21 protein-coding genes are annotated in these 25,486 nt (G+C 60.4%); 12 read left to right on the top strand and 9 right to left on the bottom strand.

Going from position 1 to position 25,486, the window contains the following annotated elements:
• The first annotated feature begins 128 nt into the window (after nt 1-128).
• The 9 genes from nuoG to AB4N47_RS06635 all read left to right on the top strand — a co-directional run bounded on the left by nuoG (nt 129) and on the right by AB4N47_RS06635 (nt 10,583).
• Nucleotides 129-2,843, top strand: coding sequence for an NADH-quinone oxidoreductase subunit NuoG (gene nuoG, locus AB4N47_RS06675; RefSeq protein ID WP_341637153.1), 2,715 nt, complete (start codon nt 129-131; stop codon nt 2,841-2,843).
• Nucleotides 2,840-3,847, top strand: a complete 1,008-nt coding sequence (gene nuoH / locus AB4N47_RS06670) for an NADH-quinone oxidoreductase subunit NuoH (protein WP_039763316.1) — start codon at nt 2,840-2,842, stop codon at nt 3,845-3,847. The genes nuoG and nuoH overlap by 4 nt, the downstream gene beginning before the upstream one ends.
• An 11-nt stretch (nt 3,848-3,858) precedes the next feature.
• Nucleotides 3,859-4,407: an NADH-quinone oxidoreductase subunit NuoI gene (nuoI, locus tag AB4N47_RS06665; protein WP_016775283.1), complete on the top strand. Its 549-nt coding sequence runs from the start codon at nt 3,859-3,861 to the stop codon at nt 4,405-4,407.
• A gap of 9 nt (nt 4,408-4,416) precedes the next feature.
• Nucleotides 4,417-4,917: an NADH-quinone oxidoreductase subunit J gene (gene nuoJ, locus AB4N47_RS06660; RefSeq protein WP_007951462.1), complete on the top strand. Its 501-nt coding sequence runs from the start codon at nt 4,417-4,419 to the stop codon at nt 4,915-4,917.
• A gap of 3 nt (nt 4,918-4,920) precedes the next feature.
• Entirely contained in the window at nt 4,921-5,229 is a 309-nt protein-coding gene (nuoK, locus tag AB4N47_RS06655; RefSeq protein WP_003180046.1) for an NADH-quinone oxidoreductase subunit NuoK, read from the top strand.
• On the top strand, nt 5,226-7,079 hold the full coding sequence (nuoL, locus tag AB4N47_RS06650; protein ID WP_024013419.1) for an NADH-quinone oxidoreductase subunit L: 1,854 nt from the start codon (nt 5,226-5,228) through the stop codon (nt 7,077-7,079). The genes nuoK and nuoL overlap by 4 nt, the downstream gene beginning before the upstream one ends.
• 39 nt (nt 7,080-7,118) lie before the next feature.
• Nucleotides 7,119-8,651, top strand: coding sequence for an NADH-quinone oxidoreductase subunit M (gene nuoM, locus AB4N47_RS06645; RefSeq protein ID WP_016775285.1), 1,533 nt, complete (start codon nt 7,119-7,121; stop codon nt 8,649-8,651).
• Between the two features lie 7 nt (nt 8,652-8,658).
• On the top strand, nt 8,659-10,122 hold the full coding sequence (nuoN, locus tag AB4N47_RS06640; RefSeq protein ID WP_024013420.1) for an NADH-quinone oxidoreductase subunit NuoN: 1,464 nt from the start codon (nt 8,659-8,661) through the stop codon (nt 10,120-10,122).
• Between the two features lie 203 nt (nt 10,123-10,325).
• Complete coding sequence (locus AB4N47_RS06635) at nt 10,326-10,583, top strand: hypothetical protein (protein WP_341637152.1); 258 nt, start codon at nt 10,326-10,328, stop codon at nt 10,581-10,583.
• A gap of 264 nt (nt 10,584-10,847) precedes the next feature.
• Here AB4N47_RS06635 and AB4N47_RS06630 read toward each other — a convergent pair whose 3' ends face one another.
• From AB4N47_RS06630 to AB4N47_RS06605, 6 genes are read right to left on the bottom strand one after another with little or no spacing between them, the layout of a single operon-like run.
• Nucleotides 10,848-12,590 (bottom strand): ABC transporter substrate-binding protein, encoded by a 1,743-nt coding sequence (locus AB4N47_RS06630; RefSeq protein ID WP_341637151.1) that lies wholly within the window; start codon nt 12,588-12,590, stop codon nt 10,848-10,850.
• 47 nt (nt 12,591-12,637) lie between these two features.
• Nucleotides 12,638-12,910 carry a DUF2160 domain-containing protein gene (locus tag AB4N47_RS06625; RefSeq protein WP_038861868.1) on the bottom strand — a complete coding sequence of 91 codons (273 nt, stop codon included), beginning with the start codon at nt 12,908-12,910 and terminating at the stop codon, nt 12,638-12,640.
• A 10-nt stretch (nt 12,911-12,920) separates the two neighbouring features.
• Nucleotides 12,921-13,721, bottom strand: a complete 801-nt coding sequence (locus AB4N47_RS06620; protein ID WP_073471306.1) for a carbohydrate ABC transporter permease — start codon at nt 13,719-13,721, stop codon at nt 12,921-12,923.
• A gap of 9 nt (nt 13,722-13,730) precedes the next feature.
• On the bottom strand, nt 13,731-14,597 hold the full coding sequence (locus AB4N47_RS06615) for a carbohydrate ABC transporter permease (protein ID WP_007912484.1): 867 nt from the start codon (nt 14,595-14,597) through the stop codon (nt 13,731-13,733).
• Nucleotides 14,594-15,706, bottom strand: coding sequence for an ABC transporter ATP-binding protein (locus AB4N47_RS06610; RefSeq protein WP_016775290.1), 1,113 nt, complete (start codon nt 15,704-15,706; stop codon nt 14,594-14,596). Before AB4N47_RS06610 ends, AB4N47_RS06615 begins: the two co-directional genes overlap by 4 nt.
• Nucleotides 15,706-16,800, bottom strand: a complete 1,095-nt coding sequence (locus AB4N47_RS06605; protein WP_016775291.1) for an ABC transporter ATP-binding protein — start codon at nt 16,798-16,800, stop codon at nt 15,706-15,708. The genes AB4N47_RS06610 and AB4N47_RS06605 overlap by 1 nt, the downstream gene beginning before the upstream one ends.
• A 384-nt stretch (nt 16,801-17,184) precedes the next feature.
• On the opposite strand from AB4N47_RS06605, the gene AB4N47_RS06600 reads away from it, so the two are divergent.
• On the top strand, nt 17,185-19,023 hold the full coding sequence (locus tag AB4N47_RS06600; protein WP_341637150.1) for a sigma-54-dependent Fis family transcriptional regulator: 1,839 nt from the start codon (nt 17,185-17,187) through the stop codon (nt 19,021-19,023).
• 186 nt (nt 19,024-19,209) lie between these two features.
• Here the strand turns inward: AB4N47_RS06600 and cysS are convergent, their stop codons facing one another.
• The gene (cysS, locus tag AB4N47_RS06595) at nt 19,210-20,592 is read right to left on the bottom strand and encodes a cysteine--tRNA ligase (protein ID WP_341637149.1); all 1,383 of its coding nucleotides are present in this window, start codon (nt 20,590-20,592) and stop codon (nt 19,210-19,212) included.
• 18 nt (nt 20,593-20,610) lie between these two features.
• Entirely contained in the window at nt 20,611-22,308 is a 1,698-nt protein-coding gene (locus AB4N47_RS06590) for a glutamine--tRNA ligase/YqeY domain fusion protein (protein WP_024013424.1), read from the bottom strand.
• A gap of 251 nt (nt 22,309-22,559) precedes the next feature.
• Here AB4N47_RS06590 and AB4N47_RS06585 point away from each other — a divergent pair, with 251 nt between their 5' ends.
• Together AB4N47_RS06585 and lpxH are read left to right on the top strand one after the other, a co-directional pair.
• Nucleotides 22,560-23,066, top strand: coding sequence for a peptidylprolyl isomerase (locus AB4N47_RS06585; RefSeq protein WP_076567676.1), 507 nt, complete (start codon nt 22,560-22,562; stop codon nt 23,064-23,066).
• Nucleotides 23,063-23,815 carry a UDP-2,3-diacylglucosamine diphosphatase gene (lpxH, locus tag AB4N47_RS06580; protein ID WP_341637148.1) on the top strand — a complete coding sequence of 251 codons (753 nt, stop codon included), beginning with the start codon at nt 23,063-23,065 and terminating at the stop codon, nt 23,813-23,815. Before AB4N47_RS06585 ends, lpxH begins: the two co-directional genes overlap by 4 nt.
• A 102-nt stretch (nt 23,816-23,917) precedes the next feature.
• Here the strand turns inward: lpxH and AB4N47_RS06575 are convergent, their stop codons facing one another.
• Nucleotides 23,918-25,447, bottom strand: coding sequence for a DHA2 family efflux MFS transporter permease subunit (locus AB4N47_RS06575; protein WP_039763332.1), 1,530 nt, complete (start codon nt 25,445-25,447; stop codon nt 23,918-23,920).
• Between the last annotated feature and the right edge of the window lie 39 nt (nt 25,448-25,486).

The raw sequence follows: 25,486 nt of genomic DNA, 5'->3' as shown, positions 1-25,486 counted from the left end.
TAAGGCGAAGGGTCCGTGCCCTTCGCCTTTCGTCCGATGACGCCCTTCGGGGCTGTTTGGATTCGGACGCATAACAAGATTCCATTAGCCACGCCCGCTGACACCGGGCCAACGAAGACCTTTGAACCATGGCCACTATCCACGTAGACGGCAAAGCGCTCGAAGTCGACGGGGCAGACAACCTGTTACAGGCATGTCTGTCGCTGGGCCTCGACATTCCATATTTCTGCTGGCACCCCGCGCTTGGTAGCGTCGGGGCCTGCCGCCAGTGCGCGGTCAAGCAGTACACCGACGAGAACGACACCCGTGGTCGTATCGTCATGTCCTGCATGACCCCCGCCACCGACAACACCTGGATCTCCATCGACGATGAAGAATCCAAGGCGTTCCGCGCCAGCGTTGTCGAATGGCTGATGACCAACCACCCGCACGACTGCCCGGTGTGCGAGGAAGGCGGTCACTGCCACCTGCAAGACATGACAGTGATGACCGGCCACAACGAGCGCCGTTATCGCTTCAGCAAACGCACCCACCAGAACCAGCAGCTGGGCCCGTTCATTTCCCACGAAATGAACCGCTGCATCGCCTGCTACCGCTGCGTGCGTTTCTACAAGGACTACGCCGGCGGCACCGACCTCGGTGTATTCGGCGCCCACGACAACGTGTACTTCGGTCGCGTTGAAGACGGCACCCTCGAAAGCGAGTTCTCCGGCAACCTCACCGAGGTCTGCCCGACCGGTGTGTTCACCGACAAGACCCACTCCGAGCGCTACAACCGCAAGTGGGACATGCAGTTCGCCCCGAGCATCTGCCATGGCTGCTCGAGCGGTTGCAACATTTCCCCGGGCGAGCGTTACGGTGAGCTGCGTCGCATCGAAAACCGTTTCAACGGTTCGGTGAACCAGTATTTCCTCTGCGACCGTGGCCGTTTCGGTTATGGCTACGTGAACCGCACTGACCGTCCACGTCAGCCGCTGCTGGCCGATGGCACCAAGCTCAGCCTCGACGCTGCGCTGGACAAAGCCGCCGACCTGCTGCGCGGGCGCAACATCGTCGGCATCGGTTCGCCGCGTGCCAGCCTCGAAAGCAACTACGCGTTGCGCGAACTGGTTGGTGCCGAGCACTTCTATTCGGGTATCGAAGCCTCCGAGCTGGAGCGCATCCGTCTGGTCCTGCAGGTGCTGAACGACAGCCCGCTGCCAGTGCCGAACATGCGCGACATCGAAGACCACGACGCGATTTTCGTCCTCGGCGAAGACCTGACCCAGACCGCCGCGCGTATGGCGCTGGCTCTGCGTCAGTCGGTCAAGGGCAAGGCTGAAGACATGGCCGAAGCCATGCGCGTCCAGCCTTGGCTCGACGCGGCGGTGAAGAACATCGGCCAGCACGCGCTGAACCCGCTGTTCATCGCCAGCCTCGCCGAAACCAAGCTCGACGACGTTGCCGAAGAGTGCGTACACGCCGCTCCCGACGATCTGGCGCGCATCGGTTTCGCCGTTGCGCATGCTCTGGATGCCAGCGCACCAGCCGTCGAAGGCCTGGACGCCGAAGCCCTGGAACTGGCGCAGCGCATTGCCGATGCCCTGCTCGCCGCCAAGCGCCCGCTGATCATCGCCGGTACTTCGCTGGGCTCCAAAGCCCTGATCGAAGCTGCCGCGAACATCGCCAAAGCGCTGAAGCTGCGCGAGAAGAACGGTTCGATCAGCCTGATCGTGCCGGAGGCCAACAGCCTCGGTCTGGCCATGCTCGGTGGCGAATCGGTCGACGCCGCGCTGCAAGCGGTCATCGATGGCAAGGCCGACGCTATCGTCGTGCTGGAAAACGATCTGTACACCCGCACTGCCAACGCCAAGGTCGATGCTGCACTGAACGCCGCTAAAGTGGTGATCGTCGCTGACCATCAGAAAACCGCCACCACTGATCGCGCGCACCTGGTTCTGCCAGCGGCGAGCTTCGCCGAGGGCGACGGTACGCTGGTCAGCCAGGAAGGCCGCGCCCAGCGCTTCTTCCAGGTTTTCGATCCGCAATACATGGACGCGAGCATTCTGGTGCACGAAGGCTGGCGCTGGCTGCACGCCCTGCGCGCGACCCTGCTGAACCAGCCGATCGACTGGACGCAACTCGACCACGTCACCGCCGCCGTTGCCTCGAGCACCGCGCAACTTGCGCGCATCGTCGATGCTGCACCGTCGGCTGCTTTCCGCATCAAGGGTCTGAAACTGGCCCGTGAGCCGCTGCGTTATTCCGGTCGCACCGCCATGCGCGCCGACATCAGCGTTCACGAACCACGTACCCCGCAAGACCAGGACACCGCATTCGCCTTCTCCATGGAAGGTTACTCGGGCTCCGCCGAACCGCGTCAGCAGGTGCCATTCGCATGGTCGCCGGGCTGGAACTCGCCACAAGCGTGGAACAAGTTCCAGGACGAAGTCGGTGGTCATCTGCGTGCTGGCGACCCTGGCACACGCCTGATCGAAAGCACCGGTGATTCGCTGAGCTGGTTCGCTGCTGCTCCGCGCGCATTCAATCCGGCGCCGGGTACCTGGCAAGCCGTGCCGTTCTTCCACCTGTTCGGCAGCGAAGAAAACTCTTCGAAAGCCGCCCCGGTACAGGAACGCATCCCGGCACCTTACGTTGCGCTGGCGAAATCCGAAGCGGATCGCCTCGGCGTCAACGACGGTGCCCTGCTGAGCCTGAACGTGGCCGGCCAGAAATTGCGTCTGCCGCTGCGCATCAATGAAGAACTGGGCGCCGGTCTGGTGGCATTGCCTGCGGGCATCGCCGGCATTCCACCGGCATTCGCCGGCGTGTCCGTCGACGGTCTGCAGGAGGCAGCGCAATGACCTGGTTCACCCCTGAAGTGATCGATGTGATCCTGACGGTCATCAAAGCCATCGTGATCCTGCTGGCCGTAGTGGTTGCAGGCGCCTTGCTCAGCTTTGTCGAACGTCGCCTGCTGGGCTGGTGGCAGGACCGTTACGGTCCGAACCGCGTTGGCCCGTTCGGCATGTTCCAGATCGCCGCCGACATGCTGAAGATGTTCTTCAAGGAAGACTGGACCCCGCCGTTTGCCGACAAGGTGATCTTCACCCTGGCGCCGGTGGTGGCCATGTCCGCCCTGCTGATCGCCTTCGCGATCATCCCGATCACCCCGACCTGGGGCGTGGCGGATCTGAACATCGGCCTGCTGTTCTTCTTCGCCATGGCCGGTCTGTCGGTGTATGCGGTGCTGTTCGCCGGCTGGTCGAGCAACAACAAGTTCGCCCTGCTCGGCAGCTTGCGTGCCTCGGCGCAGACCGTGTCCTACGAAGTGTTCATGGGCCTGGCCCTGATGGGCATCGTGGTGCAGGTCGGCTCGTTCAACATGCGCGACATCGTCGAATACCAGGCGCAGAACCTGTGGTTCATCATTCCGCAGTTCTTCGGCTTCTGTACCTTCTTCATCGCTGGCGTCGCCGTGACTCACCGTCACCCGTTCGACCAGCCGGAAGCGGAACAGGAACTGGCCGACGGTTACCACATTGAATACGCCGGTATGAAATGGGGCATGTTCTTCGTCGGTGAATACATCGGCATCATCCTGATCTCGGCGCTGCTGGTCACCCTGTTCTTCGGTGGCTGGCACGGTCCGTTCGGCATCCTGCCGCAACTGTCCTTCGTCTGGTTCGCACTGAAGACCGCGTTCTTCATCATGCTGTTCATCCTGCTGCGCGCTTCCATCCCGCGTCCGCGTTATGACCAGGTGATGGATTTCAGCTGGAAATTCTGCCTGCCACTGACCCTGATCAATTTGCTGGTGACCGCTGCGGTTGTGTTGTTGAACACGCCTGCGGTTGCGGTTCAGTGAGGATTTGACCCATGTTCAAATATATTGGCGACATCGTTAAGGGTACCGGTACCCAGTTGCGCAGCCTGGTCATGGTTTTCGGCCATGGCTTTCGCAAGCGCGACACCCTGCAATACCCCGAGGAGCAGGTCTACCTGCCGCCGCGTTACCGTGGCCGCATCGTCCTGACCCGCGACCCCGATGGTGAAGAACGCTGCGTGGCCTGCAACCTGTGCGCCGTGGCTTGCCCGGTGGGTTGCATCTCGCTGCAGAAAGCTGAAACCGAAGACGGTCGCTGGTACCCGGACTTCTTCCGGATCAACTTCTCGCGCTGCATTTTCTGCGGTCTCTGCGAGGAAGCCTGCCCGACCACCGCGATCCAGTTGACCCCGGATTTCGAGATGGCCGAGTTCAAACGTCAGGACCTGGTGTACGAGAAAGAAGATCTGCTGATCTCCGGCCCCGGCAAAAACCCTGATTACAACTTCTATCGTGTTGCAGGTATGGCAATCGCTGGCAAGCCGAAAGGCGCTGCGCAGAACGAAGCCGAACCGATCAACGTGAAGAGCTTGCTGCCTTAAGGAAGAACGATGGAATTCGCTTTCTATTTCGCATCGGGTATTGCTGTGGTGTCCACGCTGCGTGTGGTCACCAACACCAACCCCGTGCACGCCCTGCTCTACCTGATCATCTCGTTGATCGCCGTGGCCATGACTTTCTTCGCCCTTGGCGCGCCGTTCGCCGGTGTGCTGGAAGTGATCGCCTACGCCGGTGCCATCATGGTGCTGTTCGTGTTCGTGGTGATGATGCTCAACCTCGGCCCGGCCTCGGTGCAGCAGGAACGCACCTGGCTCAAGCCCGGCATCTGGGCAGGACCGGTGATTCTTGCCGCGCTGCTGCTGGCCGAACTGCTGTATGTGCTGTTCGCTCACCAGAGCGGCCAGGCCATCGGCCACACCACCGTAGACGCGAAAGCCGTGGGCATCAGCCTGTTCGGCCCGTACCTGCTGGTGGTCGAACTCGCCTCGATGCTGCTGCTCGCTGCAGCCGTCACGGCGTTCCATTTGGGCCGTAACGAGGCGAAGGAGTAAGACATGCCTGCTATCCCTCTCGAACATGGTTTAGCCGTCGCCGGCATCCTGTTCTGCCTTGGTCTGGTCGGCCTGATGGTCCGCCGCAACATTTTGTTCGTGTTGATGAGTCTGGAAGTGATGATGAACGCCTCTGCCCTGGCCTTCATCGTTGCGGGCGCCCGCTGGGCGCAGCCGGATGGACAGATCATGTTCATCCTGGTGATCAGCCTTGCAGCGGCCGAGGCCAGTATTGGCCTGGCGATTCTGCTGCAACTGTATCGCCGCTTCCACACGCTCGATATCGACGCTGCCAGTGAGATGCGCGGATGAACCTACTCTTTCTGACTTTCGTATTCCCTCTGATCGGGTTCCTGTTGCTGTCGTTCTCGCGCGGCCGCTTCTCGGAAAACCTCTCGGCGCTGATCGGTGTCGGTTCGATCGGCCTGTCGGCTATCGTCACCGCTTACGTGATCTGGCAATTCAACGTCGCACCGCCGGAGGGTGGCGTGTACACCCAGGTGCTGTGGCGCTGGATGTCGGTGGAAGGCTTCCAGCCGAACTTCGCGCTGTACCTGGATGGCCTGTCGGTGACCATGCTCGGCGTGGTCGTCGGCGTCGGCTTCCTGATCCACCTGTTCGCGTCCTGGTACATGCGTGGCGAAGACGGTTACTCGCGCTTCTTCTCGTACACCAACCTGTTCATCGCCAGCATGCTGTTCCTGATCCTCGGCGATAACCTGCTGTTCATCTACTTCGGTTGGGAAGGCGTGGGCCTGTGCTCGTACCTGTTGATCGGTTTCTACTACAGCAACCGCAACAACGGTAACGCTGCACTCAAGGCGTTCATCGTCACCCGCATCGGCGACGTGTTCATGGCCATCGGCCTGTTCATCCTGTTCCAGCAACTGGGCACGTTGAACGTCCAGGAACTGCTGGTACGTGCGCCGGAGCACTTCAAGGTCGGCGACTTCTGGATCGTTCTGGCAACCCTGATGCTGCTCGGCGGTGCTGTCGGTAAATCGGCGCAGTTGCCACTGCAAACCTGGCTCGCTGACGCAATGGCCGGCCCTACCCCGGTTTCGGCACTGATCCACGCCGCGACCATGGTAACCGCCGGTGTCTACCTGATTGCCCGTACCCACGGTCTGTTTGCGCTGGCGCCGGACATCCTGCACCTCGTCGGCATCGTCGGTGGCGTGACCCTGGTACTGGCCGGTTTCGCCGCGCTGGTGCAGACCGACATCAAACGTATCCTCGCCTACTCGACCATGAGCCAGATCGGCTACATGTTCCTGGCGCTGGGCGTTGGCGCCTGGGAAGGCGCGATCTTCCACCTGATGACCCACGCCTTCTTCAAGGCCCTGCTGTTCCTTGCGTCCGGTGCGGTGATTGTTGCCTGCCACCACGAGCAGAACATCTTCAAGATGGGCGGTCTGTGGAAGAAATTGCCACTGGCCTACGCCAGCTTCATCGTCGGTGGTGCCGCGCTGGCCGCTCTGCCACTGGTTACCGCAGGTTTCTACTCCAAGGACGAAATCCTCTGGGAAGCGTTTGCCAGCGGCAACCAGGGTCTGCTTTACGCAGGTCTGGTCGGTGCGTTCATGACGTCGCTGTACACCTTCCGCCTGATCTTCATCGCGTTCCACGGTGAAGCCAAGACCGAAGCCCACGCCGGCCACGGCATTGCCCACTGGCTGCCTCTGTCGGTACTGATCGTGCTATCGACTTTCGTCGGCGCGATGATCGTGCCGCCGCTGCACGGCGTACTGCCGCAAAGCGTTGGCCATGCCGGTGGCGAAGCCAAGCACAGTCTGGAAATCGCCTCGGGCGCCATCGCCCTGGCCGGTATCCTGCTGGCAGCGCTGCTGTTCCTCGGCAAGCGTCGCTTCGTCACGGCAATCGCCAACAGCGGCATCGGCCGTTTCCTTTCGGCCTGGTGGTTCGCTGCCTGGGGCTTCGACTGGATCTACGACAAACTGTTCGTCAAGCCGTACCTTGCGATCAGCCATGTACTGCGCAAAGACCCGCTCGACCAGACCATCGGTCTGATCCCGCGTATGGCCAAGGGTGGTCACACCGCCCTGAGCCGCACCGAGACCGGTCAACTGCGTTGGTACGCCGCCTCGATGGCTGCTGGTGCCGTGCTGGTGATCGGCGCCATCGTGCTGGTAGCGGTCTGATATGAACCTTGCGAATTTGCGAAAGGAAACGAGCCCGTCATGATTCTGCCTTGGCTAATCCTGATCCCCTTCATCGGCGGCCTGCTGTGCTGGATGGGTGAGCGCTTCGGCGCTACCCTCCCGCGCTGGATTGCGCTGTTGACCATGACCCTGGAACTCGCGCTCGGCCTCTGGCTGTGGGCCCACGGTGACTATTCATTCGCACCGGCGCCGGGCGCCGATCCGACCTGGGCGCTTGAGTTCAAGCATGTCTGGATCCAGCGTTTCGGCATCAACGTGCACCTGGCCCTCGACGGCCTGTCGCTGTTGATGATCCTGCTGACCGGCCTGCTGGGTATTCTCTCGGTACTCTGCTCGTGGAAAGAAATCCAACGTCACGTTGGCTTCTTCCACCTGAACCTGATGTGGATCCTGGGCGGCGTCGTCGGCGTGTTCCTCGCTCTCGACCTGTTCATGTTCTTCTTCTTCTGGGAAATGATGCTGGTGCCGATGTACTTCCTCATCGCGCTCTGGGGTCACAGTTCTTCGGACGGCAAGAAAACCCGGATCTACGCAGCGACCAAGTTCTTCATCTTCACTCAGGCGTCCGGCCTGATCATGCTGGTGGCGATCCTCGGTCTGGTGCTGGTCAACTTCAACAACACCGGCGTGATCACCTTCAACTACGCCGACCTGTTGAAAACCAAGATGTCGATGACCACCGAGTACATTCTGATGCTCGGCTTCTTCATCGCCTTCGCGGTCAAGCTGCCCGTCGTACCGTTCCACTCCTGGCTGCCTGATGCTCACGCCCAGGCACCGACTGCCGGTTCCGTCGACCTCGCCGGTATCCTGCTGAAAACCGCGGCCTACGGTCTGCTGCGTTTCGCCCTGCCGCTGTTCCCGAACGCTTCGGCCGAGTTCGCGCCGATCGCCATGACCCTGGGTCTGATCGGGATCTTCTACGGCGCGTTCCTGGCGTTCGCACAAACCGACATCAAGCGTCTGATTGCCTTCTCTTCCGTTTCCCACATGGGCTTCGTGTTGATCGGCATCTACTCCGGCAGCCAACTGGCGCTGCAAGGCGCAGTGATCCAGATGCTGGCGCACGGCCTGTCGGCAGCGGCGCTGTTTATCCTCAGCGGTCAGTTGTACGAGCGTCTGCACACTCGTGACATGCGTGAGATGGGCGGTCTGTGGTCGCGTATCGCTTACCTGCCGGCGATCAGCCTGTTCTTCGCGGCGGCGTCGCTGGGCTTGCCGGGCACCGGTAACTTTGTCGGCGAATTCCTGATCCTGATCGGCTCCTTCGCCAGCGCTCCATGGGTCACGGCGATTGCCACGTCCGGTCTGGTGTTCGGTTCGGTCTACTCGCTGATCATGATCCACCGTGCCTACTTCGGCCCGTCGAAATCCGACGCGGTGCTGCACGGCATGGACGCGCGCGAACTGATCATGGTGCTCGGTCTGGCGGTATTGCTGATTTACCTCGGCGTCTACCCGCAACCGTTCCTCGACACCTCTGCCGCCACCATGCATGGCGTGCAGCAGTGGCTCGGCACCGCCTTCTCTCAACTCGCTTCGGCCCGGTAAGAGCGCTATGGAATTCACGATTCAACACTTTATTGCGCTTGCGCCACTGTTGATCACCAGCCTCACCATTATCGTGGTGATGCTGGCAATCGCCTGGCGCCGCAACCACTCGCAGACCTTCCTGATTTCGGTGGCGGGTCTGAACCTGGCCCTGCTGTCGATCCTGCCTGCGTTGAAAGTCGCGCCTCTGGCCGTGACCCCATTGCTGCAAATCGATGCCTTCGCCTGCCTGTACATGGCGATGATCCTGGTCGCCACGCTCGCCTGCGTCACCCTCGCCCACGCTTATCTGGGTGATGGCGGTTCGGGTTACCCGGGCAATCGCGAAGAACTGTACCTGCTGATCCTGATGGCCGCCGCCGGTGGTCTGGTGTTGGTCAGCGCGCAGCACCTGGCCGGTTTGTTCATTGGCCTGGAACTGCTCTCGGTACCGGTCTACGGTCTGGTGGCTTACGCCTTCTTCAACAAGCGTTCGCTGGAAGCCGGCATCAAGTACATGGTGCTGTCGGCCGCCGGTTCCGCGTTCCTGCTGTTCGGTATGGCGCTGCTCTACGCAGACGCCGGTTCGCTGAGCTTCGTCGGCATCGGTCAGGCCCTGGCTGCAACCGGCCTGCCAAGCCCGCTGGCGCAACTGGGCCTGGGCATGATGCTGATCGGTCTGGCGTTCAAGCTGTCGCTGGTACCGTTCCACCTGTGGACGCCGGACGTCTACGAAGGTGCACCGGCACCGGTGGCGGCGTTCCTCGCTACCGCTTCGAAGGTCGCAGTGTTTGCGGTGATGGTGCGCCTGTTCCAGCTCTCCCCTGCCGCCAGCAGTGGCGTGCTGAGCGATGTGCTGAGCGTGATCGCGGTCGCCTCGATCCTGTTCGGTAACCTGCTGGCCCTGACCCAGAGCAACCTCAAGCGTCTGCTCGGTTACTCGTCGATTGCGCACTTCGGCTATCTGCTGATCGCGCTGGTGGCAAGCAAGGGTCTGGCGGTGGAAGCCATCGGCGTCTATCTGGTGACTTATGTAATCACCAGCCTCGGCGCCTTCGGCGTGATCACCCTGATGTCCTCGCCTTACAACGGCCGCGACGCTGACGCCCTGTACGAATACCGCGGCCTGTTCTGGCGCCGTCCGTACCTGACCGCCGTACTGACCGTGATGATGCTGTCCCTGGCCGGCATCCCGCTGACCGCCGGCTTCATCGGCAAGTTCTACATCATCGCCAGCGGCGTCGAAACGCGTCAGTGGTGGCTGGTCGGCGCACTGGTACTGGGCAGCGCCATCGGCGTTTTCTACTACCTGCGCGTGATGGTCACCCTGTACCTGATCGAGCCTAACCTGCGTCGCCACGACGCCCAGCTGCACTGGGAACAGAAGGCAGGCGGCGTGATGCTGCTGGCCATCGCCCTGGTCGCATTCTTCCTGGGCGTGTACCCGCAGCCATTGCTGGTGCTGGTACAGCAGGCGGGTCTGGCGGGCTGATTGCTCGGCTGATCTGGCTGGAAATGGAAACGGCACCTTCGGGTGCCGTTTTTGTTTTTGCAGGATTCAACATCAAAAGATCGCAGCCTTCCGCAGCTCCTACATTGGAATGGTATGCGGTCTGTAGGAGCTGCCGAAGGCTGCGATCTTTTGACTTATAACGCTCTCCCCTTTCTAGGAATTTGCCTGCAAAGCGGTGAGCGATGGCTGACATTCTGCAGAAGGTAATTGCGGTTAAATCTGCGGATCACCTATCAAATGGAGATCCACGAACCATGAAGCGCAATACCTTTTCAGAGTTGTTGGATGATTCAGGCACATTGACTGAGCAACGCCAAAGCGAAATAACCGAGGAGAAACCGCCGGTAAAACGTACTGGTTTAATGAAGGGCAGATACACAACTCCCGATGACTTTGATGCACCACTCCCTGACGTCTTGCTGGACTCCTTCGAAAGCTAAAGCTACCGGTGGTTTCTTAATCCGTCATTTCTACAGATATCCCGTTTGGAGATGAACCTGCCCGCAATGACGTCATGTCAGTTAAAAATGCGTCGGCTGACCCACCACTTTCGCGAGCAGGCTCGCTCCCACAGGGATCTCGGGTGCCACCAATTTTGAGTAGCACCGCTCCAATGTGAGAGCGAGCCTGCTCGCGAAAGCGGCAGATCAGGCAGCAAAAAAAACGGCACCTTCCGGTGCCGTTCGCTTCTCACATTTCCAACATCACTTGCGCGCATCCGCCCAGGATTTCAGCAGTTCGCTATAGCTCACAGTTTCGCCCTTCGGCTTCTCGTTGGCCAGTTTCGGTTTCGGTGCGCCCGGTTGATCGAACCAGTATTGCGCATCGCGTTCCGGGTTCATTTTCGGTGCGCAAGTGGCCTGGGCCTTGGAGCGTTCGAGGCGTTCCATGATGCGGTCCTGATCCTTGGCCAGGCCATCGAGCGCCTGTTGCGGTGTTTTCTCGCCGCTGGCGGCTTCGGCGATATGGCTCCACCACAGCTGAGCGAGACGTGGATAGTCGGGCACGTTGGTACCGGTCGGCGACCATTGCACGCGGGCCGGGCTGCGATAGAACTCGACCAGACCACCGAGTTTCGGCGCCAGATCGGTCATCGCCTGCGAGTTGATGTCCGACTCGCGAATAGGTGTCAGACCGACGATGGTTTTCTTCAGCGAAACAGTTTTCGACGTCACGAACTGCGCGTACAGCCACGCCGCGAGTTTCTGTTTCTCAGGCGTGGATTTCATGAACGTCCACGATCCCACATCCTGATAGCCGAGCTTCATGCCCTCTTCCCAATACGGGCCTTTAGGCGACGGCGCCATGCGCCATTTCGGCGTGCCGTCGGCGTTGACCACCGGTAGGCCGGGTTTGGTCATGTCGGCGGTGAACGCGGTGTACCAGAAGATCTGTTGGGCGATGTTGCCCTGCGACGGCACCGGGCCGGACTCGGAGAAAGTCATGCCGGCCGCTTCCGGTGGCGCATATTTCTTCAGCCAGTCGACGTATTTGGTGGTGGCAAACACCGCCGCCGGGCCGTTGGTGTCGCCGCCGCGGGTCACGCTGGAGCCGACCGGATGACAGTCTTCGACGCGGATGCCCCACTCGTCCACCGGCAAGCCGTTGGGCAGTCCCTTGTCGCCGCCACCGGCCATGGAGAACCAGGCATCGGTGAAACGCCAGCCCAGCGACGGGTCTTTCTTGCCGTAATCCATGTGGCCGTAGACGCGTTTGCCGTCGATTCCCTTGACGTCTTCGCTGAAGAATTTGGCAATGTCTTCATAGGCCGACCAGTTCACCGGCACGCCTAATTCGTAGCCGTATTTTTCCTTGAACTTGGCTTTCAGATCGGCGCGTTCGAACCAGTCGGCGCGGAACCAGTACAGGTTGGCGAATTGCTGGTCGGGCAGTTGATAGATCTTGCCGTCCGGCGCGGTGGTGAAGGAGATGCCGATGAAGTCCTTGATGTCTAGGGTCGGCGAAGTGAAGTTCTTGCCCTCGTTGGCCATCAGATCAGTGATCGATTCGGTCTTGCCGTAGCGAAAGTGCGTGCCGATCAGGTCGGAGTCGTTGACCCAGCCGTCATAGATGTTCTTGTCCGACTGCATCACCGTCTGCATTTTCTCGACCACGTCGCCTTCCTGCAGCAGGTCGTGGGTGAGTTTGATCCCGGTGATTTCGCTGAAGGCCTTGGCCAGCACCTTGGACTCGTATTCGTGAGTGGTCAGGGTTTCGGAAACGACCTTGATGTCCATGCCGCGAAACGGCTCGGCGGCCTTGATGAACCACTTCAATTCTTCGAGCTGCTGTTCGGCCGTCAGGGTCGAGGGCTTGAACTCGCTGCCGATCCATTTTTTTGCAGCATCTTCGTAGGCGTCGGCCCAGGCAGATGCGCTCAGACCGCTGAGTGCCAGCACGGCTGCCAATGAAATGCTATGTCGCAGCTTATTGTTTTTATCGAACATAGAGACCTCCTGTTTAAGTTGTGGAGCCGCGTTGCCGAACGATTCGACTAGCCCCAACGCATCACAGCCAACAGCCACACCAGGGACAACGCGGACGCCACCCAGATGCTCCAGTCGGTGACGCCGATTACCAGCAAATGCAGGTAGGCGCTGCCGAGAAGACCGATAAACAAGCGATCGCCACGGGTGGTGGCAATCGGCAGAAACCCGCGCCGCAAGATGCTCGGCGAGCGCAATTCCCAGGTGGTCATGCCCACCAGGATCAGACCGATGCCGATGAAGAACGCGGCGGTCGGTGTCGTCCAGCTCATCCATTCCATCATCAGCTCCTCAGACTCGACCGAGGGCAAAGCCCTTGGCCACGTGGTTGCGTACAAACCAGATCACCAGCATGCCCGGCAGGATGGTCAACACCCCCGCTGCTGCCAGCACGCCCCAATCGATCCCCGATGCCGACACCGTGCGCGTCATCACCGCCGCAATCGGCTTGGCGTTGACCGAGGTCAGCGTGCGCGCCAGCAGCAGTTCGACCCAGGAAAACATGAAGCAGAAAAACGCCGTGACGCCGATACCGGAACCGATCAACGGGATGAAAATCTTCACGAAAAACTTGGGGAAACTGTAGCCGTCGATGTAGGCCGTTTCGTCGATCTCCTTGGGCACGCCGGACATGAAACCTTCGAGAATCCACACCGCCAGCGGCACGTTGAACAGGCAGTGTGCCAAGGCCACGGCGATGTGCGTGTCGAACAGGCCGATAGACGAATACAACTGGAAGAACGGCAGCAAGAACACCGCCGGCGGCGCCATGCGATTGGTCAGCAGCCAGAAGAACAGGTGTTTGTCGCCGAGGAAACGATAGCGTGAAAACGCGTAAGCCGCCGGTAACGCCACGCTCAGGGAAATCACCGTGTTGAGGCTGACGTAATACAGCGAGTTCAAGTAGCCGGTGTACCAGCTCGGATCAGTGAAGATCACCTTGTAGTTCGCCAGCGTGAATTCCTGTGGGAAAAGCGTCAGGCCGCCGAGGATTTCGGTGTTGCTCTTGAACGACATGTTCAGCAGCCAGTAGATCGGCACCAGCAGGAACAGGATGTACACCAGCAACGGAATAAGCTTTTTCTTGCTCATGGCCGGGCCTCAGCGGTTGGCGTCGGAGTGAGTCATGGCGGTATAGAACAGCCAGGACACCAACAGGATGATCAGGAAGTACACCAGCGAAAACGCCGCCGCCGGACCGAGGTCGAATTGCCCTACGGCCATCTGCGTCAACGTCTGACTCAAGAAGGTCGTGGCATTGCCCGGCCCGCCACCGGTGAGCACGAACGGCTCGGTGTAGATCATGAAACTGTCCATGAAACGCAGCATCACCGCGATCAGCAGCACGCTTTTCAGCTTGGGCAACTGAATATGGCGGAACACCGCCCACGCCGAGGCGCGATCGATGCGCGCGGCCTGGTAATAGACGTCGGGAATCGCCCGCAGGCCGGAGAAACACAGCAGCGCGACCAGAGAAGTCCAATGCCAGACGTCCATCACCAGCACCGTCACCCAGGCGTCCATGGTGTTGGCCGCGTAGTTGTAGCTGATGCCCATCGCGTTGAGGCTGGAACCGAGCAGGCCGATATCGGCGCGGCCGAAGATCTGCCAGATGGTGCCGACCACGTTCCATGGAATCAGCAGCGGAATAGCCAGAATGATCAGCACCACCGAGGACCAGCGGCCCTTGGTCGGCATGGTCAGCGCGACGGCGATGCCCAGCGGGATTTCGATCAGCAGCACGCACGCCGAGTAAATGAACTGGCGCAGCAGCGAGTCATGCAGGCGCGGATCAAGCAACACTTGTTTGTACCAATCGGCACCGACGAAGTAGCGGCTGGACTGGTCGAAGATGTCCTGCACCGAATAGTTGACCACGGTCATCATCGGGATCACCGCACTGAACGCCACCAGCAGGAACACCGGCAACACCAGCCACCAGGCCTTGTTGTTCTGCACTTTGTTCATGGCTGCGCCTCCTCGTCGCTGACTTCCAGGAGAAATTCATCGGCATAAACCATCAGCCATTGCGCCGGGAAACTGATGTAAGCCGTGCCCTGCGGCACTGGTTTGTCTTCAGCCAGGCGCACTTTCAACGGTGCGCCGTCGAGGTTGAGGGTCATGATCTTGTAGGTGCCGAGGTCTTCGACGTGTACGACTTTTGCCTGCATCGCGTCGTCAAACGGCTCGTCCCACACGTGAATAAACTCGGGGCGGATGCCGACCTTGAGATTTTTCCACTGGCCGTGCTCGATATGGCGCTGCAAGGCGTCGGACAGTGGCAGGTGCGTCGAGGCGAAACCGACGCCACCGGGCTGCGGCTGCACCTCGATCAGATTCATCCCCGGGCTGCCGATGAAATAGCCGACAAAGGTGTGGCTCGGCCGCTCGAACAATTCCCGTGGCGTACCGAACTGGACGATCTGGCCGCCGTACATCACCGCAATCTTGTCGGCGAAGGTCGAGGCTTCGAGCTGATCGTGGGTGACGTAGACCATGGTGATGTTGAACTGCTCGTGGATCTGCTTGAGCTTGCGCCGCAGTTTCCACTTCAAGTGCGGGTCGATCACCGTCAGCGGCTCATCGAAGAGGATCGCCGAGACGTCGTCGCGCACCAGCCCACGGCCCATGGAAACTTTCTGTTTTTCGTCGGCGGTGAGATTGCGCGCCTTCTTGCTCAGCAGGTTCTGCAGGTCGAGCACTTCGGCAATTTCCTGCACCTTGCTGTGCACTTTCGCCTCGGCCATGCCCTGGTTTCGCAGCGGGAAGGCGAGGTTGTCGAACACCGTCATGGTGTCGTAGACCACCGGAAACTGGAAAACCTGGGCGATGTTGCGCTTCTCCGGCGTGAGGTCATTGACCGCTTTGCCGTCGAACAACACATGGCCCTGGGACGGGCTGAGCAGGCCGGAAATGATGTTGAGCAAGGTCGACTTGCCGCAACCGGACGGGCCGAGCAAGGCGTAGGCGCCGCCCTGCTCCCAGACGTGATCCATCTCGCGGATCGCGTAATCCTCGGCGCCGCTCGGGGTTTTGCTGTAGCTGTGGGCGAGGTGCTGCAAACGGATTTCGGCCATCAGGCAACCCTCGCGACACGCCGGCCCGGTGCTTGCACCAGACGGCCCTGCGCATCGAAAACGAACAGTTTGTGGGTCGGGATATAGATGCGGATCGGCGCATCGACGTCGTATTCATGAACACCCGGCAAGTGCAGCACCAACAGAAAGTGCTCGTTGCGTACATGCAGGAAGGTTTCCGAACCGCTGATCTCGGCGACCTCGACGGTCACGGCCAATTCGAGATCGTCATCGTTGCTCGGCACCAGTGAGATATGACTGGGGCGCACGCCGAAGCGGAACTCGCCCTCCCCCACCGGGCGCAGATCGACGTTCAGCGGAAAGTGTACGAAGTTGGCGAAGCTGACTTCGTTGCCGGCGATGCGTCCCGGCATCAGGTTGATCGGTGGTTCGGAGAACAATTCGGCGGCGAGCACCGACTGCGGCTGGTGATAGACCTCGGTCGACGGCCCGCTCTGGATCACCCGGCCTTCGTGCAGGATGGTGGTGGTGCCGCCGAGGGCCAGCGCTTCGTTGGGCTCGGTGGTGGCGTAGATGGCGATGGTGTGACGGGCCTTGAACAGCTCGCGCATTTCCTGACGCAGCTCTTCGCGCAGCTTGTAGTCGAGGTTGACCAGCGGCTCGTCGAAGAGGATCAGTTCAGCATCCTTGACCAGCGCGCGGGCCATGGCCGTGCGCTGCTGCTGCCCACCGGAGAGCTCCAGCGGATAGCGCTGCAAGAACTTCTCGATGCGCAGCATGCGTGCGGTTTCCTGCACCTTGCTGTGGATGATCTCTTTCGAAATACCGGCCTGGCGCAGTGGCGAGGCGATGTTCTCGAACACGGTCATGGTCGGGTAATTGATGAACTGCTGATAGACCATCGACACGTTGCGCAGCCGCACCGGGCGCTGGGTGACATCGACGCCGTTCATCAGCACGCGGCCGCTGTCGGGCTTGTCGAGGCCGGCCATCAGGCGCATGAGACTGGTCTTGCCGGACAGCGTGCGCCCGAGCAGAACGTTGAAGGATCCGGGTTCGAATTTCAGGCACGCATCGTCGATCCAGATCTGGCCCTCGACGGTACGGCTGACGTGCTCCAGGGTGAGTGACATGGCTCGGCCTTTGTTATTTTTGGAGTCAAGCGACCGGAGCAACAGAGCGACATTCGTGCCAGAAATGGCAAGTGGTTGATTTGCCGTGAAAATCGTTGATTAGGCAGGGAGGTGGCGTTCACAGCTGAACACTTTTGAACAGTCGGGGTGATTGACAATGAACAATAGTGAACAACACTCTATGCACGCTTTTGCCCAATCCTGAATGCAAAATGGATCCCCTGTGGGAGCGAGCCTGCTCGCGAAAGCGGTGTGTCATTCAATGAATCCATTGACTGAACTGACGCTTTCGCTAGCAGGCTCGCTCCCACAGGGGGATTTATGTAGTTTTGAAGATTGGGTTCATAACAATAATAAAATCGCTGCACTCAGAGGCTCGCCCCCATGGCCGCACCTGCTTCGCCGCTGTCCCACGACGCGATCGTCCAGACCTCCTGGCAACGTTGCCGCGCGTTCGGCCTCGACCACCAGAGCGCCCCGGCCTTCGATCAATTGCCCGCCGCCGGCATTGCGCGGTTGCTCGACAGCCATCACTCGCTGGTGCAGACCACGCATCAGGAAGTCCTGCCCTACTACGAAAACATCCTCAGCAACTCCAACTGCCTGATCATGCTCGCCGACAATCAGGGCCAGGTGCTGACCTCGTGGGGCACGCAGCGCTTTATCGAGCCGAATCTGGCCCGGGGCTTTCAGGCCGGGGCGAGCTGGATGGAGCGCAGCAGCGGCACCAATGCGATCGGCACCGCATTGGCCTGTGAGCAGGCGGTGCACATCGAACACGACGAACACTTTCTCAAGGCCAACCGCTTCATGACCGGCTCCGCCGCGCCGATTTTCGACGCCGAGCGCAAGGTCATCGCCGTGCTGGATGTCTCAAGCGACAGCTACCTGCCGCCCTCGCACACCCTGGGCATGGTCAAGATGATGAGCCAGACCGTGGAGAACCGGCTGATCCTCAACCTGTTCCATGGCCAGCATTTTCAACTGACCTTCAACACCGGGTTGAACAACCTCGACAGCCAGTGGGCCGGGTTGTTGATTTTCGATGAGAGCGGACAGGTGCTGTCGGCCAATCGCCGCGCCGACAATCTGCTCGGTGTGCGTTTGTCCCGCGTCAGGGTTGAAAGCCTGTTCAAGGTGTCGCTGCTGGAGCTGATCAACCAGCCCGAGGGTCTGCCGTTTGCCTTGCAGACCTCCGGACGCAACCGTTTCCAGTGCTTGCTGAAACGGCCGAAACAGGCACCGGTGCAGGCGCGGGTGTTTGTCGCCGAGGACAAGCCTGCGCCGGCCAGTGGGATCAGCCTCAATACGCTGCATTTCGGCGACAGTCGCGTGGAAAAAGCCGTGCGCCAGGCCGAGCGCTTGCTGGAGAAAGACATTCCGTTGCTGATCCACGGCGAAACCGGGGTCGGCAAGGAAGTCTTCGTCAAAGCGTTGCACCAAGCCAGCTCTCGACAAAAACAGGCGTTCATCGCGGTGAACTGCGCGGCGATCCCCGCTGAACTGGTCGAGTCCGAGTTGTTCGGTTACGAGAAAGGCGCGTTCACTGGGGCCAACCAGAAAGGCAGCATCGGCCTGATCCGCAAGGCCGACAAAGGCACACTGTTTCTCGACGAAATCGGTGACATGCCGCTGCCAACTCAGGCGCGTTTGTTGCGCGTGTTGCAGGAGCGCTGCGTGCAGCCGGTGGGCAGCAGCGAGTTGTTTCCGGTGGACTTGCGGATCATTTCCGCGACCAACCGATCATTGCGCGAGCAGGTACAACTGGGCCGCTTTCGCGAAGACTTGTACTACCGCATCGGCGGCCTGACCCTGGAGCTGCCGCCGTTACGCGAACGCAGTGACAAGCAGGCGCTGTTCAAACGGCTGTGGGAGCAACATCGCGAGCCGACGCAATGGGCAGGGCTGAGCCTGGAGGTGTTGGAGCTGTTTGAAAAGCATCCGTGGCCGGGAAATTTGCGTCAGGTCAGCAGCGTGATGCAGGTGGCGCTGGCCATGGCCGAGGAACAACCGGTGCGGCCTGAGCATTTGCCGGATGATTTTTTTGTCGACCTGGAGATGGAACCGGTGGAGACAGCGGCGCCGCTGGGGCTGGATTTGAATGATGTTGAGGCTTTGAACAGGGAGTTGAAGGCGGCCGGGGGGAATATTTCGCATCTGGCGCGGCGGCTGGGGGTTAGCCGCAATACGCTTTACAAGCGGTTGCGGCAGATTGGCAATTAAAAGCCAGATCAAAAGATCGCAGCCTTCGGCAGCTCCTACAGGGATCGCGTTTCCATCGATCGTTCCCACGCTCCGCGTGGGAATGCAGCCCGGGACGCTCCGCGTCCCTACAGAGCCGAACGCGGAGCGTCCGTTGAGGCATTCCCACGCAGAGCGTGGGAACGATCATGGTAGGGGCTTTGGGCCTCAGTCCGCCAGACGCCAGGTAGTCCCACCCTTGCCATCTTCCAGCACCACGCCCATCGCGGTCAGCTGATCACGAATCCGGTCCGACTCAGCCCAATCCTTACCCGCCCGAGCCGCCAGACGCGCCGCAATCAGTGCATCCACTTGCGCCGCATCGACCCGCCCTTCAGCGCCGGCCTGCAGGAAGTCATCCGCCTCCAATTGCAACACACCCAGCACACTCGCCAGTTCTTTCAGACGTGCCGCCAGCCCCGCCGCTGCATCGAGATCGCTTTCACGCAGACGGTTGATTTCACGGACCATCTCGAACAGCACGGCGCAGGCTTCAGGGGTGCCGAAGTCGTCGTTCATCACCGTGGTGAAACGCTCGACAAACGCTTCACCGCCTGCCGGCGCCACGCTCGGCAGGCCTTTCAGCGCATGGTAGAAACGCTCCAGTGCGCCCTTGGCGTCCTTGAGGTTATCTTCCGAATAGTTGATCGCGCTGCGGTAGTGGCTCGATACCAGCAGGTAACGCACGACTTCCGGGTGGTACTTGTCGAGCACGTCGCGGATGGTGAAGAAGTTGTTCAAGGACTTGGACATCTTCTCGCCATTGATGCGGATCATCCCGCAATGCATCCACGCATTGGCGTAGGTCTTGCCGGTGGCCGCTTCGCTCTGGGCGATTTCGTTTTCATGGTGCGGGAACTCCAGGTCGCTGCCGCCGCCATGAATATCGAAAGTCTCGCCGAGGCAGCAGGTCGACATCACCGAGCACTCGATGTGCCAGCCCGGACGTCCGGCGCCCCATGGCGATTCCCAGCTCGGCTCGCCCGGCTTGGCGGCTTTCCACAGGACGAAGTCGAGCGGGTCATGTTTCGACTCGTCGACTTCGATGCGAGCGCCAATGCGCAAATCTTCGATCTTCTTGCGCGACAGCTTGCCGTAGCCCATGAACTTGGCGACGCGGTAGTACACGTCGCCATTACCTGGCGCGTAAGCGTAGCCCTTGTCGATCAGGGTCTGGATCATCGCGTGCATGCCGGCGATGTGATCGGTGGCGCGCGGTTCCATGTCCGGCTTCTGGATGTTCAGGCGCGCTTCGTCTTCGTGCATCGCGGCGATCATGCGCTCGGTCAGCGCTTCGAACGATTCACCGTTCTCGCGCGCACGATTGATGATCTTGTCGTCGATATCGGTGATGTTGCGCACGTAGGTCAGGTCATAACCGCTGAAGCGCAGCCAGCGCGTCACCAGGTCGAACGCGACCATGCTGCGGCCGTGGCCGAGGTGGCAGTAGTCGTACACGGTCATCCCGCAGACGTACATGCGCACCTTGTTGCCATCCAGCGGCTTGAAGACTTCTTTGCTCTTGCTGAGCGTGTTGTAGATCGTTAGCACGTTAGTTCCTTGACTCACTCACTGGCCCCACGAATCACGCAGGGTCACGGTACGGTTGAATACCGGCTGACCGGGTTTCGAGTCCTTCAGGTCTGCGACGAAGTAGCCTTCGCGCTCGAACTGGAAACGGTCTTCGGGCTGTGCGTTGCCGAGAGATGGCTCAGCGCGACAACCGGTCAGCACTTGCAGCGAGTCAGGGTTGATGTTGTCGAGGAAGCTGGCGCTGTCTTCGGCCTTTTCCGGGTTCGGCGAACGGAACAGGCGATCGTACAGACGCACTTCGCACTCGACGCTGGCGGCGGCCGGCACCCAGTGGATCACGCCTTTGACCTTGCGCCCTTCCGGGTTCTTGCCGAGGGTGTCCGGGTCGTACGAGCAACGCAGTTCGACGATGTTGCCGTCGGCGTCCTTGATCGCTTCGTCGGCGCGGATCACGTAGCTGCCGCGCAGACGCACTTCACCGGCCGGTTCCAGGCGCTTGTAGCCCTTCGGCGGCTCTTCCATGAAGTCTTCACGGTCAATGTAGATTTCCCGGGCAAACGGCAGCGCGCGCACGCCCATGTCTTCTTTCGGGTGGCGTGGCAGTTCGAGGTTTTCGACCTGGCCTTCCGGGTAGTTGGTGATGACCACTTTCAGCGGACGCAGCACGCACATGGCGCGCGGGGCGCTGTGGTCGAGGTCGTCACGGATGCTGAATTCGAGCATGCCGAAATCGACCACGCCGTCGGAACGGTTGGTGCCGATCATTTCGCAGAAGTTGCGGATCGATTTCGGCGTGTAGCCACGGCGGCGGAAGCCCGACAGCGTGGACATGCGCGGATCGTCCCAGCCATTGACGTGCTTCTCGTCCACCAACTGCTTGAGCTTGCGCTTGCTGGTGATCGTGTAGTTCAGGTTCAGGCGGCTGAATTCGTACTGGCGCGGGTTCGCCGGCACCGGCAGGTTCTCCAGGAACCATTCGTACAGCGGGCGATGGCTTTCGAACTCGAGGGTGCAGATCGAATGGGTGATGCCTTCGATGGCATCCGACTGACCGTGGGTGAAGTCGTAGTTCGGATAGATGCACCACTTGTCGCCGGTCTGGTGGTGATGCGCGTGGCGGATGCGATACATGATCGGGTCGCGCAGGTTCATGTTCGGCGAAGCCATGTCGATCTTCGCCCGCAGCACGCGCGCGCCGTCCGGGAATTCACCGGCCTTCATCCGCGCGAACAGGTCGAGGTTTTCCTCAACCGAACGGTCACGGAACGGGCTGTTCTTGCCCGGCTCGGTCAGGCTGCCACGGTATTCCTTGGCCTGTTCCGGGGTCAGGTCGTCGACGTAGGCCTTGCCGGCCTTGATCAGCTCGACGGCCCAGTCGTGCAATTGATCGAAATACTGCGAGGCGTAGCGCACTTCACCGGACCATTCGAAGCCCAGCCATTTGACGTCGCTTTCGATGGCGTCGATGTATTCCTGATCTTCCTTGGCCGGGTTGGTGTCGTCGAAACGCAGGTGCGTGACGCCACCGAACTCCTGGGCCAGGCCGAAGTTGACGCAGATCGACTTGGCGTGGCCGATGTGCAGGTAGCCGTTGGGCTCCGGCGGGAAGCGAGTCACGATCTGGGTGTGCTTGCCCGAGTCCAGATCTGCCTGGATGATCGGCCGCAGGAAGTTGACCGGCACGGCAGGGCCGGACTTGGCATTCGAGGTAGGGTCGACAGTGGGCTTGCTCATAGGATCCTTGACGTACAGGTGCGCGGCCGCAAAGAGGGGCCAGACAAAACAAAGCCGCTATCATAGCCGATGCTGTCAAGGGCCTGACAGAGCAGCTCTTATAAAGGCACGCATTTAATCGCCGGGAAATGAAAAACCGCCTCGAAATTCGCGCCTGTCACGCTAAACTGCGCACCTTGGCCGAAGCAGGCTGAACCGGTTGTGGGGCTCAATGTCCCAGAACCACGAATTCCCTATGAAGAGTAATGACCATGACTCAAGTCAAACTGACCACCAACCATGGCGACATCGTCATCGAACTGAACGCTGAAAAGGCGCCGATCACCGTTGCCAACTTCATCGAGTACGTCAACGCCGGTCACTACACCAACACCGTATTCCACCGCGTCATCGGCAACTTCATGATCCAGGGCGGCGGTTTCGAGCCAGGCATGAAAGAGAAGAAAGACAAGCGTCCAAGCATCCAGAACGAAGCGGACAACGGTCTCTCCAACGACAAATACACCGTCGCCATGGCCCGCACCATGGAGCCGCATTCGGCATCGGCGCAGTTCTTCATCAACGTCGCCGACAACACCTTCCTCAACCACAGCGGCAAGAACGTGCAGGGCTGGGGCTACGCGGTATTCGGTAAAGTGACCGCCGGCACCGACGTTGTCGACAAGATCAAAGGCGTGTCGACCACTTCCAAGGCCGGCCACCAGGACGTACCAGCAGACGACGTGATCATCGAGAAAGCCGAGATCATCGCAGCGTGATATTGCTGATTTCAGACTTGCATCTGGAAGAGGAGCGCCCGGACATTACCCGGGCGTTTCTGGATTTGCTCGCCGGACGCGCCCGCTCGGCGAGTGCGTTGTACATCCTCGGCGACTTCTTCGAGGCATGGATTGGCGACGACGCCATGACGCCCTTTCAGCGTTCCATCTGCCAGGCCCTGCGCGATTTGAGCGACAGCGGTACGGCCATCTTTCTGATGCACGGCAATCGCGACTTCATGCTCGGCAAGGCCTTCTGTAAACAGGCCGGATGCACCTTGCTGAAGGATCCGAGTGTCGTGCAGTTCTACGGCGAGCCAGTGCTGCTGATGCACGGCGACAGCCTGTGCACCCGCGACGTTGGCTACATGAAACTGCGCCGCTATCTGCGCAACCCGATCACCCTCTTCATCCTCCGTCACCTGCCACTGCGCAGCCGCCACAAACTGGCGCGCAAGCTACGCAGCGAAAGCCGTGCGCAGACGCGGATGAAGGCCAATGACATCGTCGATGTCACCCCGGAAGAGATTCCGCGAGTGATGCAGGCATTCGGCGTGAAAACCCTGATCCACGGCCACACCCATCGCCCGGCAATTCACAAGTTGCAGCTTGGTGAACAGGCGGCGAAGCGGATTGTGCTGGGGGATTGGGATCGTCAGGGTTGGGCGTTGCAGGTGGATGAGAGCGGGTATGCCTTGGCGCCGTTCGATTTCGCCCCGCCGCCAGCCCTCCCCGCCCCAACGATTTAAAGCGAAGATCAAAAGATCGCAGCCTTCGGCAGCTCCTACTTTGGAATGCGTTCTCCGGTAGGAGCTGCCGAAGGCTGCGATCTTTTAGCAGTCACCGCAAAATCAATGACCGGATGCAGCAGGCCCGGCCTTCGCGGCGAACGGCGGCTTAGCCAGCCACACGATCAGAATCAACCCCATGAATCCCCAGCCCAGCAACGTGAAGTAATCCACGGTGGAGAGCATGTACGCCTGGCTCGTGAGGATCTGATCCATCTGCGCATACGCCGACTGGCTCGCCCCGCCCAACTGATTCAAGGTCTCGCGGGTAGCTGGCTCGAACGTGCTGATGCTTTCGCTCATATACGCATGATGCTGATCGGCCCGGCGAATCCAGATCCAGGTGGTCAGTGAGGCTGCGAAGCTGCCGCCCAGTGTCCGCAGGAAAGTCGCCAGGCCTGCGCCGTCAGCGATCTGGCTTGGCGGCAAGTCCGACATCAGAATGCTCAGGGTCGGCATGAAGAACAGCGCCACGCCGATGCCCATGAACAACTGCACCAGAGCGATGTGCTGGAAGTCGACTTCGTTGGTGAACTCGGCACGCATAAAGCAGCTCAGGCCAATCGCCAGAAACGCAATGCCGGCAAGCAGACGCAGGTCGAACTTGTGCGCGTATTTGCCGACAAATGGCGACAGCAACACCGGCAGAATCCCGATCGGCGCCACGGCAAGTCCAGCCCAGGTCGCGGTGTAGCCCATTTGCGTCTGCAACCACTGCGGCAGGATCAGGTTGATGCCGAAGAAGCCTGCGTAACCCAAGACCAGCACCAGCGTGCCGATGCGGAAGTTGCGATAGGCGAACAGCCGCAGGTTGACCACCGGATGGCGGTCGGTCATTTCCCAGATCACGAACACCGCCAGCGCCACCACGGAAATCGCAGCGCCGACAATGATGAAATTCGACTCGAACCAGTCCAGGTCATTGCCCTTGTCGAGGATCACCTGCAACGCGCCAACGCCAATGATCAGCGTGATCAGACCGACGTAATCCATTGGCTGGCGACTGGTGACCACCGGCCGTTTCGCCAGTTGCGAACGCACCACCATCACCGCAAAGATGCCGATCGGCACGTTGATGAAGAAGATCCACGGCCAGCTGTAACTGTCGGTAATCCAGCCGCCGAGAATGGGACCTGCAATGGGCGCAACCACCGTGACCATCGCCAACAGCGCCAGGGCCATCCCGCGTTTCGCCGGCGGATAGACCGCGATCAACAGCGTCTGCGTCATCGGGTACAGCGGCCCGGCGACCAAGCCTTGCAGCACGCGAAAGCCGATCAGCTCAGGCATCGAAGTGGAGATACCGCAGAGAAACGACGCCAGTACAAACAGCATCGTCGCCCACAGAAACAGCTTCACCTCGCCGAAGCGGCGGCTCAGCCAACCGGTCAGTGGCAGCGCAATCGCGTTGCTCACGGCGAACGAGGTGATGACCCAGGTGCCCTGCTCCGAACTCACCCCGAGATTGCCGGAAATCGTCGGCAACGCCACGTTGGCGATGGTCGTGTCGAGCACCTGCATGAACGTTGCCAGCGACAGGCCGATGGTGCTGAGCAACAGGCTGGGCGGCGTGAAAGAAGCGTTATTGCTCATTGTGAATCCTATGAAACCTGATGGTCGCTGCGGCCTGAT

Source organism: Pseudomonas sp. S3_G06, assembly GCF_054667565.1.
Note: the sequence above shows the minus strand (reverse complement) of the source record. Positions and strands in the feature narration are given on the sequence as shown.